This is a genomic window from Microbacterium sp. NPDC058021 (assembly GCF_042885955.1).
Classification (GTDB): domain Bacteria; phylum Actinomycetota; class Actinomycetes; order Actinomycetales; family Microbacteriaceae; genus Microbacterium.
Genome location: NZ_JBHVRF010000005.1, coordinates 238,219 through 253,590, shown reverse-complemented (window position 1 = coordinate 253,590; position 15,372 = coordinate 238,219). Strand labels below are relative to the sequence as shown.

The window sequence follows — 15,372 nt, the reverse complement described above, 5'->3', positions numbered from 1 at the left end:
CGGGAGTAAGCTGGACGATTGTCCCCTGCGCCCTCTTGGAAGGATTCCCGTGCCCCTGACCGCTGACGTGAAGGCCGAGCTGGCCGCCATCCGCGACCCGCGCCCGACAGCGCGAGTCGCCGAGCTGACGGCCTTGCTGCGCTTCTCAGGGGGACTGCACTCCATCGCCGGCCGCGTCGCGGTCGAAGCCGAACTCGAGTCCGACGGACTCGCCCGGCGCGTGGCTCGCGACCTCATGGAGATCTACGGGGTGCGTCCCGAACTCGCGCACGTGCAGGCCTCCGGCGGCCGTGCGGGCGGTCACTTCGCCGTGCGCGTCATCGACGGCGGCGAGACCCTCGCCCGCCAGACCGGTCTGCTGGACCAGCGTCGTCGGCCCGTGCGCGGGCTGCCGAACAAACTCACCACCGGGGCGCGTCCCGACCTCGCCGCCATCTGGCGCGGTGCCTTCCTCGCCGCGGGCAGCCTGAGCGACCCCGGGCGGTCCGCCGCACTGGAGATCTCCTGCCCTTCCGGCGAGGCGGCCATGGCGCTCGTGGGCGCTGCGCACCGGCTCGGCATCGCCGCCAAGGCGCGTGAGGTGCGCGGGGTTCCCCGCGTCGTCGTCCGCGACGGCGAAGCCATCCGCGCCACCCTCGCCGAGATGGGTGCCGTGCGCACCGCCGGCGAGTGGGAGCAGCTGCGCCAGCGGCGCGAAGTGCGCGCCGGCGTCAACCGCCTCGTGAACTTCGACGACGCGAACCTGCGCCGCTCCGCCCAGGCCGCTGTCGCCGCGTGTGCGCGCGTGGAGCGGGCCCTGGAGATCCTCGGCGACGAGGTGCCCCCGCACCTGCGCCAGGCCGGCGAGCTGCGCCTCGCGCACCGCGACGCGAGCCTGGACGAACTCGGCCACCACGCCGAGCCCCCGCTGACGAAGGACGCCGTCGCCGGTCGCATCCGCCGGCTGCTCGCCATGGCCGACAAGAAGGCCGAAGTCGACGGTGTCCCCGACACCGAGTCCGCCGTTCCCGCCGGCGACGAGGACTGACCCCGAACCCTCCGCGCCGCCCCGTCCCGGCGTCGCGCCCGCGCCCGGCGCCGCCGCGGCCCGCGTCCCCGCGCCGCACGTCCCCCGGTGAAACGACAACTGGCGGACGAGACAACCGTCGTTTCCCATTGTCTCGTCCGCCAATTGTCGTCTCAGCGAAGGTGGGGGACGGCGCGGGGCGGGGCGGCCGCGGCGCGCCCGGGGCCGGGAGCGGGAGGGGCAGCGGATAGCTACTTGGGCGGCGGGAAGCAACCCCGTGCCCGCCGTGTTGTCGCTCACTAGGATGATCAGGTCCCCTCGCCGCCCCGAGGACTTCGGCGCGGCGCCGACAGGAAGAAGCGAACATGGCGAAATACACCCTGCCCGAACTGCCGTATGACTACGCAGCGCTGGAGCCCAGCATCAGCGGCAAGATCATGCAGCTGCACCACGACAAGCACCACCAGGCCTACGTGACCGGCGCCAACACAGCGCTCGAGCAGCTCGCCGAGGCCCGGGAGACCGGCAACTTCGCGAACGTCAACAAGCTCGAGAAGGACCTCGCCTTCAACCTCGGCGGTCACGTCAACCACTCGATCTTCTGGACGAACCTCTCGCCCAACGGCGGCGACAAGCCCGTCGGTGACCTGGCCTCGGCCATCGACGACCACTTCGGCTCGTTCGACAAGTTCCAGGCGCACTTCTCCGCCGCCGCACTCGGCGTGCAGGGCTCCGGCTGGGCGGGACTGTTCTGGGACTCGCTGGGCCAGAACCTGATCATCCAGCAGTTCTTCGACCAGCAGTCGCAGTTCGCCGCCGGCACCGTTCCGCTCCTGCTCCTGGACGTTTGGGAGCACGCGTACTACCTCGACTACCAGAACGTGCGCGCCGACTACGTCAAGGCCTTCTGGAACATCGCCAACTGGGAGAATGTGGGCGATCGCTTCGCAACTGCCCGTGAGAAGACGGCCGGTCTGCTGTAGTGTCAAAGGCAGGTGAGGATGCCTGAATCCTCCCGGGAACGGGGCGGGGTTCCGGCATCCTCTCTGTCTGGAGAGGACCTCCTCTCTATCGAGAGAAGATCGTGATCGGAGCGCCGAACAGGCGCGACCGGCGCGACGGAAACGGGAGACATCGTGTCTGTCAAGATCGGAATCAACGGCTTCGGCCGTATCGGACGGAACTACCTTCGCGCGGCGCTCGCGCAGGGGGCGGACCTCGACATCGTGGCGGTGAATGACCTCACCGACAACAAGACTCTGGCGCACCTGCTGAAGTACGACTCGATCCTCGGCCGCCTCGACGCCGACGTTTCGTACGACGCCGATTCGATCACCATCGGTGACAAGAAGATCAAGGTGTTCGAAGAGCGCGACCCCGCGAACCTCCCCTGGGGCGAGCTGGGCGTGGACATCGTCATCGAGTCCACCGGCCGCTTCACCAAGGCCGAGGACGCCCGCAAGCACATCGCCGGCGGCGCCAAGAAGGTGCTCATCTCCGCACCCGCGACCGGTGAGGACGCCACGTTCGTCCTCGGTGTCAACGAGGGCGACTACGACCCCGAGAACCACCACATCATCTCGAACGCGTCGTGCACCACGAACTGCCTCGCGCCCATGGCCAAGGTCTTCAACGACACGTTCGGCATCGAGCGTGGCCTCATGACCACGGTCCACGCCTACACTGCGGACCAGAACCTGCAGGACGGCCCGCACAAGGACCTGCGTCGCGCCCGCGCCGCAGCCCTGAACATCGTCCCCACCTCGACCGGTGCCGCCAAGGCCATCGGCCTGGTGCTGCCCGAGCTCAAGGGCAAGCTCGACGGCTTCGCGCTGCGCGTGCCGGTGCCCACCGGCTCCGCCACCGACCTCACGATCGAGACCCGCGAGGGCGTCACGGTCGAGGAGATCAAGGCTGCGTACAAGGCTGCCGCCGAGGGCCCCCTCAAGGGCATCCTCAAGTACACCGAGGACGACATCGTCTCGAGCGACATCGTGACCGACCCGCACTCGTGCATCTTCGACGCCGGTCTCATCCGCGTCATGGGCAACCAGGTCAAGATCGTCGGCTGGTACGACAACGAGTGGGGTTACTCCAACCGCCTCGTCGACCTCACCGAGCTGGTCGCAAGCAAGCTCTGACGATCATGGCTCTGCGCACCCTCGAATCGCTGGGTTCGCTGGCCGGCAAGCGCGTCATCGTCCGTGCTGACTTCAACGTCCCCCTGAAGGACGGCGTCATCACGGACGATGGCCGCGTGCGGGCCGCGCTCCCCACGCTGAATCACCTCATCAACCAGGGCGCGCGTGTCATCGCGTGCTCGCACCTGGGCCGGCCCGCCGGCGCCCCCGACGAGAAGTACACGCTGGCCCCCGTGGCTCAGCGCCTGTCGGAACTGCTCGGCAAGCCCGTCGCGTTCGCCCGCGACACCGTGGGCCCCTCGGCGCACGACGCCGTGGCGGCACTGGAAGACGGTGACGTCGCCATCATCGAGAACCTGCGTTTCAACGCGGGGGAGACGGCGAAGGACGAAGCCGAGCGCCGCGCGTTCGCGGAGCAGCTCGCCGAGCTCGGAGACGTGCTCGTCTCCGACGGCTTCGGCGTCGTGCACCGCAAGCAGGCGTCCGTGTTCGACCTCGCCGAGATCCTGCCGTCCGCGGCCGGGTACCTCATCGAGAAGGAGGTCGACGTGCTCGACCGCCTCACCGAGAACCCCGAGCGGCCCTACACGGTCGTCCTCGGCGGGTCGAAGGTCAGCGACAAGCTGGGCGTCATCGCGCACCTGCTGCCGCGCGTGCAGAAGCTCTGCATCGGTGGCGGCATGATGTACACCTTCCTCGCGGCCCAGGGCCACAAGGTCGGCAAGAGCCTGCTCGAGCAGGATCAGCTCGAGACGGTGCGCGGCTACCTCGCGGATGCGACTGAGCGTGGCGTGGAGATCGTCCTGCCGGTGGATGCCGTCATGGCGGCATCCTTCGCAGCCGACGCCGACCACGTCGTGGCCGAGGTCGACGCGCTGGAGGAGACGCCGTTCGGCGCTGACGGGCTGGGTCTGGACATCGGACCCAAGACCGCCGGACTCTTCGCCGATGCGATCCGCGGCAGCAAGACCGTCTTCTGGAACGGCCCCATGGGTGTGTTCGAGATGGAGGCGTTCGCTGCAGGAACGAAGGCGGTCGCGCAGGCCCTCACCGAAGTCGACGGCCTGTCGGTCGTCGGTGGCGGCGACTCGGCTGCGGCCGTGCGTCAGCTGGGCTTCGCCGACGACGAGTTCGGGCACATCTCCACCGGTGGTGGGGCGAGCCTGGAGTTCCTCGAGGGCAAGCGTCTGCCCGGTCTGGTGGTGCTCGGATGGGAGTGAACCGCACGCCGCTCATCGCCGGCAACTGGAAGATGAACCTCGATCACCTGCAGGCGATCGCGTTCGTCCAGAAGCTCGCATGGACGCTCAAGGATGCCAAGCACGAGGACGGCAGTGTCGAGGTGGCGGTCTTCCCGCCGTACACCGACCTGCGTGCCGTGCAGACGCTGCTGGATGCCGACAAGATCGCCTTCGCGCTCGGCGCGCAGGACCTTTCGGCACACGACTCCGGTGCCTACACCGGGGAGATCTCCGGTGCTTTCCTGACCAAGCTCGACTGCGCGTACGTCATCATCGGGCACTCCGAACGTCGTCAGTACCACGCCGAGACCGATGAGGTCGTGGCGGCGAAGGTGCAGGCGGCGCTGCGGCACGGGCTCGTGCCCGTGATCTGCGTCGGCGAGACCGCCGAGGACCTCGAGACCCACGGCGCCAGCGCGGTGCCGGTGGGTCAGCTCGAGGTCGCCCTCGAGTCGGTTCCCGCCGATGCCGACATCGTCGTGGCGTACGAGCCGGTCTGGGCCATCGGCTCGGGCCAGGCGGCCACCCCCGAGCAGGCACAGGACGTGTGCGCAAAGCTCCGCGACGTCGTGGCTGCCAAGCTCGGTGCCGAAGCGGCAGAGCGCACCCGTGTGCTCTACGGCGGTTCCGTGAAGTCGAGCAACATCGCGAGCTTCATGCGCGAGCCCGACGTCGACGGCGCACTCGTCGGAGGCGCCAGCCTGTTGGTGGACGAGTTCGCGGCGATCATCCGCTATCAGAAGCACGTCGGGGTCTGACCCGCGCGTTTCCGCTGCGTTCAGCGACATCTTCCCGTCCGGCGGCCGCGTGATCCGCGGTCGCCGGGCGGGGGATACGCCCGGACGAAGCAGCATCGGTATACTCGATCTTTGTGCGGTCCGCAGGGATCGCAGCGAAAGGCTTCTACGACTGTGCCAATCCTCGAGTTCTCTCTGCAGGTGCTGCTGGGCATCACCAGTCTGCTGCTGACCCTTCTGATCCTGCTCCACAAGGGGCGCGGCGGTGGGCTGTCCGACATGTTCGGCGGCGGCATGACGTCGGCGATGGGCTCTTCGGGCCTCGCCGAGCGCAACCTCAACCGCTTCACCGTCATCCTCGCTCTCGCGTGGTTCGTCTCGATCGTGGCCCTCGGCCTGATCACCAAGTTCCAGGGAATCTGACATGGCTACAGGTGGCAACGCGATCCGCGGTACCCGTGTGGGTGCCGGCCCGATGGGCGAGCAGGACCACGGCTTCCACGCCGACCGTGTGTCGGTGTCGTATTGGGACGCCCTCGGCAACGAGACGGTGCGCCACTTCGCCGCCGGCATCGCCGAGGAGGAGATCCCGGAGACCATCGACTCTCCGCACTCCGGCCTTCCCGCGGGGCGAGACCAGAAGAACCCGCCGGCGCTGGCCAAGCCCGAGCCGTACAAGACGCACCTCGCCTACGTGAAGGAGCGCCGCACCGAAGAAGAGGCGGAGACGCTCCTGGACGACGCGCTCACGCAGCTGCGCGAGCGCCGCGGCCTGTGACCTGAGGCCGCACGTCGGTCAGACGAAGAAGGGGATGCCGACGGCATCCCCTTCTTCGTCTGTACGGACGGTCTAGTACTCGCCGTCGATGAGTTCGGGCGGCACCTGCGAGGCAGCCGCCTCGTCGACGAAGATGATCGTGCGCTTGCGGCCCTTGGCGCCCGCGGCGGGCACACTGTCGTAGCTGGCGCCGGCGAGCACGAGCCCGAGCGCCGCAGCCTTGTCGGCACCGGCGAGCACCATCCACACGCGTACGGCCGAGTTGATGACGGGGCGCGTCACGGTGATGCGGTCGGACGGCGGCTTGGGGGAGTCCCGCACCGGGACCACAGCACGGTCGGTGACCTGGATCTCGGGGCGATCGGGGAACAGCGACGCGATGTGCCCGTCGGCGCCCACGCCCAGGAACGTCACCTGGAACGACGGCCACGGGTTGCCCGACTCGTCGTCGGCGAACCGCGCCAGCTCGCGCTCGTACGCCTCCGCCGCGGCATCCATGTCGATGCCCGCGTCGGAGGCGGGGATCGGGTGGATGTTCTCGGCGGGAACGTCGATGTGATCGAACAGCGTGGTGCGCCCGACCCGCTCGTTGCGGTCGGGGTCCTCGCGGGGGAGGAACCGCTCATCGCTCCACCAGAAGTGCACGAGCGACCAGTCCACCTCGTCGCGCTTGGGGTGCTCGGCGATCGCTCGCAGGACGACGCCGCCCATCACCCCGCCGGTGAGCGAGACATGGCTGACCAGTCCCGCACGGCCCCGTTTGGTCATGCGCGACAGGAACCGGGTCGCCACCGACCGTGCGACATGGGCGGGGTCCGGCCGGACGACCACCCGCTTCTCGGCGGTGAACTCAGCCATGTGACTCCTGTGTCACTGCGGGGCCGAGCAGATCCCAGCCCTCCGTGATGACACGACCATACAGGACGTCGGGATCGAGCCGGCGCAGCTCCTCGGCCAGGCACTCGCGCAGCGTGCGGCGGGGGAGCACGATCTCGTGACCCGGCTGCTGGGGCTGCGCGAGGTGCGCGTCGATGTCGTTCTTGCGCTCGAGCAGGATGTCGCCGGAGGCGCGGGTGAGGCGCACCGAGCGGATGCCGTGGTCCCACTCGTCGGGCGACGTGTAACGCCACGTGACGGGCACCTCGAGCTTGAGGCGCAGCCATGCTGCCAGCAGCGCCGTGGAGGGCGAGCTGCCCGCGCCGAGCACCTCGACCGCGGTGACCGGCTCGTACGGCGGCTGGTCGAGCACAGCGGCCAGCTGCTCACGCCAGTGGGTCAGCCGCGTCCAGGCGAGGTCGGTGTCACCGGGCGCGTAGGTGCGCCCGAGTGTCGACAGCCGGTCGGTCGTGAACGGCTTCGTCGAGGCATCCGTGATGCGTCGCTGCGCGATGCGTCCGATGCCGGACTCCGCGGGGACGGCCGGCGGGTGATCGGGCCACCAGGCCACGACCGGAGCATCGGGGAGCAGCAGTCCCGTGATGAGGCTGTCGGGGTTGCTGGTGGCATCCCCGTAGGCGCGCAGCACGATGACTTCGCTGGCCCCGGCGTCGCCGCCGACGCGGATCTGCGCGTCGAGGCGGGCGTCGCCCTCGCGGTGGCTGATCAGCACGATGACGCGCATCGGGTGCTCGCGCGAGGCGTCGTTGGCCGCGTCGATCGCGTCTTCTTCGAGACCGTGAGAGGTGGCGATGACGAGGGTCAGCACGCGGCCGAGGGCCACAGCGCCGCCCTCTTCGCGCACCTTGACCAGGGAGCGCGCCACCTGGGACACGGTGGTGTCGGGCAGATCGACGATCATGGACGCCTCCAGACGCGGCCGTCGCGGGCCAGCAGCTCATCCGCCGACGGCGGTCCCCACGAACCCGGGGAGTACTGTTCGACGGGGCCGCCCTGGGCTGCCCAGTACTGCTCGACAGGGTCGAGGATGCGCCAGCTGAGTTCGACCTCTTCATGGCGGGGGAACAGCGGCGGGTCGCCCAGCAGCACGTCCAGGATGAGACGCTCGTAGGCCTCGGGGCTCGACTCGGTGAACGCGTGGCCGTAGCCGAAGTCCATCGTGACGTCGCGCACCTCGGTGGCGGCCCCCGGCACCTTGGAACCGAAGCGGATCGTGACGCCCTCGTCGGGCTGCACGCGGATGACGAGCGCGTTCTGCCCCTGCTCGGTGGTCTGGTTGCGCAGGAACAGGTGCTGCGGGGCGCGCTTGAACACCACGGCGATCTCGGTCACGCGCCGGCCCAACCGCTTGCCGGTGCGCAGGTAGAAGGGCACACCCGCCCAGCGGCGCGTGGCGATCTCGAGCTTGATCGCGGCGTACGTCTCGGTGGTCGAGCCCGAGTCCATGCCGTCCTCGTCGAGGAAGCCGGTGACCTTCTCGCCACCCTGCCAGCCGCCGGCGTACTGCCCGCGCGCCGTGGCGGTGGCGAGGTCCTCGGGGAGCTGGACCGCCGCGAGCACCTTCTCCTTCTCGGCACGCAGGTGCTTGGCATCCAGCGAGATCGGCTCTTCCATCGCGGTGAGCGCGAGCAGCTGCAGCAGGTGGTTCTGGATGACGTCGCGCGCAGCGCCGATGCCGTCGTAGTAGCCGGCACGCCCGCCCACGCCGATGTCCTCGGCCATGGTGATCTGCACGTGGTCGACGTAGTTGCGGTTCCAGATCGGCTCGTACAGCTCGTTGGCGAAGCGCAGCGCCAGGATGTTCTGCACCGTCTCCTTGCCGAGGTAGTGGTCGATGCGGAAGATCGAGTCGGCCGGGAAGGCCACTTCGAGCGCCTCGTTCAGCGCACGCGCGGTCTGCAGGTCGCTGCCGAACGGCTTCTCGATCACCACGCGACGCCAGCTGGAGTCTCCGGCGGACGAGTCGTCGACGAGCCCCGATGCCTTCAGCTGCTTCGCCACGAGGGGGAAGTCCTTCGGCGGGATCGACAGGTAGTAGGCGTGGTTGCCCATCGTGCCGCGTTCGACATCGAGCGTGTGCACCGTCTCACGCAGACGCCGGAACGCGTCGGGGTCGTCGAACTCGCCCGAGACGAAGCGGATGCCCTGCAGCAGCTGCTTCCACGTCTCCTCACGGAACGGCGTACGGGCGTTCTGCTTGACGGCGTCGTAGACGACGCGCGCGAAGTCGTCGTCGTCCCAGTCGCGCCGGGCGAAGCCGACCAGGGCGAACCCGGGCGGCAGGAGCCCGCGGTTGGCGAGGTCGTAGACGGCGGGCATGAGCTTCTTGCGCGACAGATCGCCTGTCACGCCGAAGATGACGAGCGCGCTCGGACCGGCGATGCGGTTCAGGCGACGGTCGTCCGGATCGCGCAGCGGGTTGCGGCCGCGCTGGATCTCGACGGTCATCGGTTGTATCAGTCCTCCAGGACGGCTTCGAACAGCGTCAGCACTTCTGCCTGCGGTTCGGTGAGGGTGAACGTGACGACGGGGCGCCCGTGGGTCTGGGCGAGCACGGCGGCATCGCCGGCCGCCTGCGCGCGGATGAGCTGACCGAAGGTGAACGGTCGCCCGGGGATCTCGAGGTCGATCTGGCCGCCGTCGAGGATCTGAACGAACACGCCGTTGGCGGGTCCGCCCTTGTGGTACTGCCCCGTGGAGTGCAGAAAGCGCGGTCCCCACCCGAAGGTGGTGGGCCGCCCGCTGTCGGCGGCGACCATCTCGCGCAGACCCGCCAGCGGCGAGAGCGCGAGCCGGTCGACGTACGCCTGCACCGACACATAGCCGTCGGCGGGGACGCGATCCCACAGCGCCTCGAGGACACCGGCGATCGTGCCGGATGCCGCGAGAGCCGGATCGGATACGCGCACCTCGACGCCGTCCTGCGCGAACGCGGGTGCGGTCGCTTCGGGGCGGGACTCGAGCAGACCGCGCGCGGCGACCTTGGCGGATTCGACATCGGGCTGGTCGAACGGGTTGATGCCCAGCAGCCGCCCCGCGATCGCAGTGGCATACTCCCAGACCACCAGCTGCGCGCCGAGCGAGCCGGAGACGAGGATCTCGCCCTCGTGGTGCTCGAACAGGTGGAACTCGTGGGCCTCGTCGACGAGCCGCAGGATCTGCAGATCGGCGGGCTTGGTCTCGAGCTCGGGGGAGACCGGCAGCATCACGACGGGCAGGATGCCGGTGCCGTCCTTGCCGGTGGACTCGGCCACGAGCTGCTCGATCCAGTCGGGCAGACCCACGATGTGGGTGCCGTCGCTGATCAGCCCGAGCTTGTCGCGGCGCGGCGTCCCCCCGGCGATGGCCGCGGCCAGCACCAGGGCGGGGTTCTCCGGGCTGTCGATCGCCACTTCCAGCAGCGTCGCCTCGGCCTCGGTGAGCAGCTCCTCGATGTCCACTCCTGCCAGGCCCGTGGGGACGAGGCCGAATGCGGTGAGCGCGGAGTAGCGGCCGCCGACGGTGGGGTCGGCGTTGAAGACGCGATATCCGTCGGCGCGGGCCGACTGGTCCAGCGGCGAGCCGGGGTCGGTGACGACGACGATGTGCGCGGCGGGGTCGATGCCGAGGTCCCGCCAGGCCGCCTCGAAGGCGCGCTTGGCGGAGTCGGTCTCGACGGTGGAGCCGGACTTCGACGACACCACGAGCACGGTCTCGGCGAGACCACCGGTCTCGGTGTCGCCGTCGATCGCGGCGAGCACCTGGCCGGGGGCGGTGGAGTCGAGGATCACCAGCGGCACGCCGCTGGTCTGCGCGATGACCTCGGGGGCCAGCGACGACCCGCCCATGCCGGCGAGCACCACGCGGGTGATGCCGCGGGCGGCGAGCTCGTCGCGCAGCGCCAGGATCTCGGGGACCAGCGGCCGCGAGACGCTGACGGCCTGCACCCATCCCAGGCGCTGGGACGCTTCGGCTTCGGCATCCGGGCCCCACAGGCTCCCATCGCCGGCGGTGATGCCGCTGGCGATGAGGCTGCCCACGAGACCGGGAAGGGTTTCGTCGACAGTGGACTTGGCGTGCCCGGTGACCCGGATGTCGAAGCTCATGCCCGGGCCTTGGCCCCTTCGAGCGCCGCGGCGACCGTGCCCTGCAGGTCGTGCCACGAGGCGATGAACTTCTCCACGCCTTCGTCTTCGAGCACCTGGGTGACATCGACGAGGTCGACGCCGATCGCGGCGAGCTCATCGAACACCCGGTGGGCGTCGGCGTAGGCGCCGGTGATGGTGTCGCCGGTGATCTCGGCGTGGTCGAAGGTCGCCTGCAGCGTCTTCTCGGGCATGGTGTTGACCGTGCCGGGGGCGACGAGCTCGGTGACGTAGAGGGTGTCCGGCAGTGCCGGGTCCTTCACGCCGGTCGAGGCCCAGAGCGGTCGCTGCACGTTGGCGCCGATGGCCACGAGATCCTGCGCCCGCTTCTCGGCGAACTTCTTCTCGAACAGCTCGTATGCCAGGCGCGCGTTGGCGATGGCCGCCTTCGACTTCAGCGCGAGCGCTGCGTCGGTGCCGATCGCGGTGAGGCGGTTGTCGACCTCGGTGTCCACGCGCGAGACGAAGAACGACGCGACGGAGTGGATCTGCGACAGGTCGAAGTCCGCGCTGTGGGCGCGCTCGAGGCCCGCGAGGTACGCGTCGATCACGTCGTTGTAGCGCTCGAGCGAGAAGATCAGCGTCACGTTCACGCTGATGCCGGCCGCGATCACCTCGGTGATGGCCGGCAGCCCCGCCTTGGTGGCGGGGATCTTGATGAGCACGTTCGGGCGGTCGACGGCCGCGTACAGCTCCTTGGCCTGCGCCACGGTCGCGGCGGTGTCGTGCGCGAGGTCGGGCGAGACCTCGATCGACACGCGACCGTCGACACCCTTGGTGGCGTCGTATATCGGGCGGAAGATGTCGCAGGCGTCGCGCACGTCGGTGGTGGTCAGCGCGAAGATCGTGTCGTCGGCCGAGGCGCCCTTGGCGGCCTGCGCGGCGATGGCCTCTTCGTAGCCGATGCCGGCGGAGATCGCGCCCTGGAAGATCGTCGGGTTGGTGGTCACCCCGACGACGTCGCGGGATTCGATCAGACCCTGCAGGTTGCCGGTCGTGATGCGCTGGCGGGAGAGGTCATCGAGCCAGATGCTGACGCCGGCCGCGGACAGCCGGGCGGTGGGGGTGGTCATGCGTGGGTCTCCTTGAGCGTCTCGCGCGCCGCGTTGACGACGGCTTCGGCGGTGATGCCGAACTTCTCGAACAGGGTCTTGTAGTCGGCGGAGGCACCGAAGTGGTCGATCGAGACCGACCGGCCGGCATCGCCGACGATGCCGCGCCAGGTGAGGGCGGAACCGGCCTCCACCGAGACGCGAGCCTTCACGGCGGCGGGCAGGACGTGCTCGCGGTACGCGGCATCCTGCTCGGCGAACCACTCCAGCGACGGCGCCGACACGACGCGTGCGTTGACGCCGTCGGCGGCGAGGGTCTCGCGGGCGGCGACGGCCAGCTGCACCTCGGAGCCGGTGGCGATGAGGATGACGTCGGGCGTGCCGCCGGGTGCCTCGGCGAGGATGTACGCGCCCTTGGCCACGTTGTCGGCCGAAGCGAACACGTCGCCCTCGGCCTCTCCGGTACCGCGGGCGAACACCGGGATGTTCTGGCGGGTCAGCGCGATGCCCGTGGGGCTGCCCTGACGGCGCAGGATCTCGAGCCATGCCGCGGCGGTCTCGTTGGCATCCGCCGGACGCACGACCGTGAAGTTCGGGATCGCGCGGAGGGTGGCCAGCTGCTCGATCGGCTGGTGGGTCGGGCCGTCCTCGCCGAGGGCCACGGAGTCGTGGGTCCACACGAAGATCGAGGGCACGTTCATCAGTGCGGCCAGACGCACCGCGGGGCGCATGTAGTCGCTGAAGATGAGGAAGGTGCCGCCGAAGGGGCGGGTGGGACCGTGCAGCTTGATGCCGTTGACGATCGCGCCCATGGCGTGCTCGCGGATGCCGAAGTGCAGCACCCGGCCGTACGGCGAGCCCGACCACTCGTGCGTGGACCACTCTGCGGGGATGAAGCTCTTCGCGCTCTTGATGGTGGTGAGATTCGACTCGGCGAGGTCCGCCGATCCGCCCCAGAGCTCGGGCAGCTGCTCGGCGAGGGCGTTGATGACCAGGCCCGATGCCGCGCGGGTCGAGACATCCTTGCCCGCCTCGAAGGAGGGGAGGGCGTCGGCGATGTCGGCGGGGAGTTCGTGGGCCTCGAGGCGGTCCAGCAGCGCCTTGCGCTCGGGGTTCGCCGCGGCCCACGCGTCGAACGCCTGCTGCCAGGCGGCGCGCTCGGTGGCGGCGCGCTCGGCGAGCGAGCGGGTGCGTGCGATGACGTCGTCGGCGACGACGAAGGACTTCTCGGGGTCGAAGCCGAGCACCTTCTTGGTGGCGGCCAGTTCGTCGGCGCCGAGGGCGGAGCCGTGGATCTTGCCGGTGTTCTGCTTGCCGGGCGACGGCCAGCCGATGATCGTCTTGAGGATGATCATCGAGGGGCGGTCGGTCTCGCCCTTGGCGGCTTCGATCGCGGCGTACAGCTCTGCGACGTCCTCGACGTACTCGCCGGTGCGCTTCCAGTCGACCGTCTGCACGTGCCAGCCGTAGGCCTCGTAACGCGCGGCCACGTCTTCGGTGAAGGCGACGTTGGTGTCGTCCTCGATCGAGATCTGGTTGGAGTCGTAGATCGCGATGAGGTTGCCCAGCTGCTGGTGACCGGCGAGCGAGCCGGCCTCGCTGGTGACGCCCTCCTGCAGGTCGCCGTCGCCGGCCACGACGTACACGAAGTGGTCGAACGGCGACTGGCCGGCGGGGGCCTCGGGGTCGAAGAGGCCGCGCTCGTAGCGGGCGGCGTAGGCGAAGCCCACGGCGGACGCGAGGCCCTGACCGAGCGGGCCGGTGGTGATCTCCACGCCGGCGGTGTGACCGTACTCCGGGTGGCCGGGGGTCTTCGAGCCCCACGTGCGCAGCGACTTGAGGTCGTCGAGCTCGAGTCCGAACCCGCCGAGGTACAGCTGCACGTACTGCGTCAGCGAGGAGTGACCCGCCGACAGGATGAAGCGGTCACGGCCGAGCCAGTCGGTGTCGGTGGGGTCGTGGCGCAGCACCCGCTGGTAGAGCAGGTAGGCCGCCGGCGCCAGGCTCATGGCGGTGCCGGGGTGACCGTTTCCGACCTTCTCCACCGCGTCCGCCGCCAGCACACGAGCAGTGTCCACCGCGCGCCGATCGATCTCGTCCCACTGCAACTCCGACACTCGGTCGCCTTTCTCGAGGGAATGCGCGTGATGCGAAAGCCGGTCCGCAACCCGCGACAAAGCGGAGGATGAGCGGGGTCGGCGGCACTGGCGCGCGTGTGTGCTCAGCATACCGAAGTGGGGTCCCGCGGGGCGTAATCGAGGTCTTCTCATGACGTGTGCGTGCGCGCGTGAGGGCGATCGGCGGCTGAAGGTCATGGCATAGACTGGGGCAGCGGTAGAAGGCGATGGCGGGGGAAATGGATATCACGACGACGTCGAGCAGTGTGCGTACGACGGCACCCTCGTTCGGCAGCACCGTCCGCGCGTACATCGCGCTGACCAAGCCCCGCGTTCTCGAGCTGCTGCTGGTGACCACCGTGCCGGTGATGATCCTCGCCGCCGGCGGTTTCCCCGACATCTGGCTGGTGCTGGCCACCGTGATCGGCGGCTCGATGAGCGCCGGGTCTGCGGCCGCGTTCAACATGTACCTCGACCGCGACATCGACGCGCACATGAAGCGCACCGCGGGCCGCCCGCTCGTCACAGGCGAGGTCTCGCCGCGGGGCGCGCTCATCTTCTCGTGGACGCTGGCGGTGGCATCCACCGTCTTGCTGCTGGTCACGACCAACTGGGTCGCCGCCGCACTCTCGGCCTTCGCGATCTTCTTCTACGTCGTGATCTACACGATCATCCTCAAGCGCCGCACCGAGCAGAACATCGTGTGGGGCGGCATCGCCGGCTGCTTCCCCGTGCTCATCGGCTGGTCGGCCGTGACCGGTTCGCTCTCGTGGGCACCGTTCATCCTCTTCGCCGTGGTGTTCCTGTGGACGCCCCCGCACTACTGGCCGCTGTCGATGAAGTACAAGGGTGACTACGCCGAGGTCGAGGTGCCGATGCTCGGCGCCACCCGCAACGGCACCCAGGTCGGGCTGCAGGTCATCCTGTACGCGTGGGCGACGGTCGCCTGCTCGCTGCTGCTGATCCCGGTCGCCGGGATGGGCCTGGTGTACACCGTGTCCGCCCTCGTCTTCGGCGGCTGGTTCGTGTACGAATCGCACGTGCTCTACAACCGCGCGGTGCGCGGGACCGAGGCGAAGCCGATGCGCGTGTTCCACGCCTCCATCACGTACCTGACGCTGCTGTTCCTCGCGATCGCGATCGACCCGCTGCTGCCCTTCTAGGGTTCGGCCGCGCGGGGGCGCCGCGGTCGCGGCATCCGGTCGCCGGTTGTCGCTGCGCCCGTGCCCGCGGCATCCGGTCGCCGGTTGTCGCTGCGCCCGTGCCCGCAGCCTCCGGT

General features: G+C 69.5%; 14 protein-coding genes. 8 read left to right on the top strand and 6 right to left on the bottom strand.

Annotation, left to right across the window (positions count from 1 at the left end; translation table 11 throughout):
• Positions 1–49 precede the first annotated feature (49 nt).
• From whiA to ACFVR6_RS12510, 7 genes are all read left to right on the top strand, one after another.
• Positions 50–1,027 carry a DNA-binding protein WhiA gene (gene whiA, locus ACFVR6_RS12540; RefSeq protein ID WP_386963476.1) on the top strand — a complete coding sequence of 326 codons (978 nt, stop codon included), beginning with the start codon at positions 50–52 and terminating at the stop codon, positions 1,025–1,027.
• A 344-nt stretch (positions 1,028–1,371) separates the two neighbouring features.
• A complete protein-coding gene (locus ACFVR6_RS12535; RefSeq protein ID WP_386963474.1) occupies positions 1,372–1,989 on the top strand; it encodes a superoxide dismutase in 618 nt (205 codons plus the stop codon).
• A 153-nt stretch (positions 1,990–2,142) separates the two neighbouring features.
• Positions 2,143–3,147: a type I glyceraldehyde-3-phosphate dehydrogenase gene (gene gap, locus ACFVR6_RS12530; protein WP_386963472.1), complete on the top strand. Its 1,005-nt coding sequence runs from the start codon at positions 2,143–2,145 to the stop codon at positions 3,145–3,147.
• Positions 3,148–3,152: 5 nt separating this feature from the next.
• Entirely contained in the window at positions 3,153–4,367 is a 1,215-nt protein-coding gene (locus ACFVR6_RS12525) for a phosphoglycerate kinase (RefSeq protein ID WP_386963470.1), read from the top strand.
• Positions 4,358–5,146 carry a triose-phosphate isomerase gene (tpiA, locus tag ACFVR6_RS12520; protein WP_386963468.1) on the top strand — a complete coding sequence of 263 codons (789 nt, stop codon included), beginning with the start codon at positions 4,358–4,360 and terminating at the stop codon, positions 5,144–5,146. Before ACFVR6_RS12525 ends, tpiA begins: the two co-directional genes overlap by 10 nt.
• A 153-nt stretch (positions 5,147–5,299) precedes the next feature.
• A complete protein-coding gene (secG, locus tag ACFVR6_RS12515; protein WP_191719171.1) occupies positions 5,300–5,548 on the top strand; it encodes a preprotein translocase subunit SecG in 249 nt (82 codons plus the stop codon).
• Position 5,549: 1 nt separating this feature from the next.
• A complete protein-coding gene (locus ACFVR6_RS12510; protein ID WP_386963466.1) occupies positions 5,550–5,903 on the top strand; it encodes an RNA polymerase-binding protein RbpA in 354 nt (117 codons plus the stop codon).
• 72 nt (positions 5,904–5,975) lie between these two features.
• Here the strand turns inward: ACFVR6_RS12510 and pgl are convergent, their stop codons facing one another.
• From pgl to tkt, 6 genes are read right to left on the bottom strand one after another with little or no spacing between them, the layout of a single operon-like run.
• Positions 5,976–6,761, bottom strand: coding sequence for a 6-phosphogluconolactonase (gene pgl, locus ACFVR6_RS12505; RefSeq protein WP_386963464.1), 786 nt, complete (start codon positions 6,759–6,761; stop codon positions 5,976–5,978).
• Positions 6,754–7,701: a glucose-6-phosphate dehydrogenase assembly protein OpcA gene (locus tag ACFVR6_RS12500; RefSeq protein ID WP_386963462.1), complete on the bottom strand. Its 948-nt coding sequence runs from the start codon at positions 7,699–7,701 to the stop codon at positions 6,754–6,756. The genes pgl and ACFVR6_RS12500 overlap by 8 nt, the downstream gene beginning before the upstream one ends.
• Complete coding sequence (gene zwf, locus ACFVR6_RS12495) at positions 7,698–9,248, bottom strand: glucose-6-phosphate dehydrogenase (protein WP_386963460.1); 1,551 nt, start codon at positions 9,246–9,248, stop codon at positions 7,698–7,700. Before zwf ends, ACFVR6_RS12500 begins: the two co-directional genes overlap by 4 nt.
• A gap of 8 nt (positions 9,249–9,256) precedes the next feature.
• The gene (locus tag ACFVR6_RS12490; protein ID WP_386963458.1) at positions 9,257–10,885 is read right to left on the bottom strand and encodes a glucose-6-phosphate isomerase; all 1,629 of its coding nucleotides are present in this window, start codon (positions 10,883–10,885) and stop codon (positions 9,257–9,259) included.
• Positions 10,882–11,997 (bottom strand): transaldolase, encoded by a 1,116-nt coding sequence (gene tal / locus ACFVR6_RS12485; RefSeq protein ID WP_386963456.1) that lies wholly within the window; start codon positions 11,995–11,997, stop codon positions 10,882–10,884. Before tal ends, ACFVR6_RS12490 begins: the two co-directional genes overlap by 4 nt.
• The gene (gene tkt / locus ACFVR6_RS12480) at positions 11,994–14,093 is read right to left on the bottom strand and encodes a transketolase (RefSeq protein WP_386963454.1); all 2,100 of its coding nucleotides are present in this window, start codon (positions 14,091–14,093) and stop codon (positions 11,994–11,996) included. Before tkt ends, tal begins: the two co-directional genes overlap by 4 nt.
• Before the next feature lie 239 nt (positions 14,094–14,332).
• Here tkt and ACFVR6_RS12475 point away from each other — a divergent pair, with 239 nt between their 5' ends.
• Positions 14,333–15,256: a heme o synthase gene (locus ACFVR6_RS12475; RefSeq protein ID WP_386963452.1), complete on the top strand. Its 924-nt coding sequence runs from the start codon at positions 14,333–14,335 to the stop codon at positions 15,254–15,256.
• Positions 15,257–15,372 lie beyond the last annotated feature (116 nt).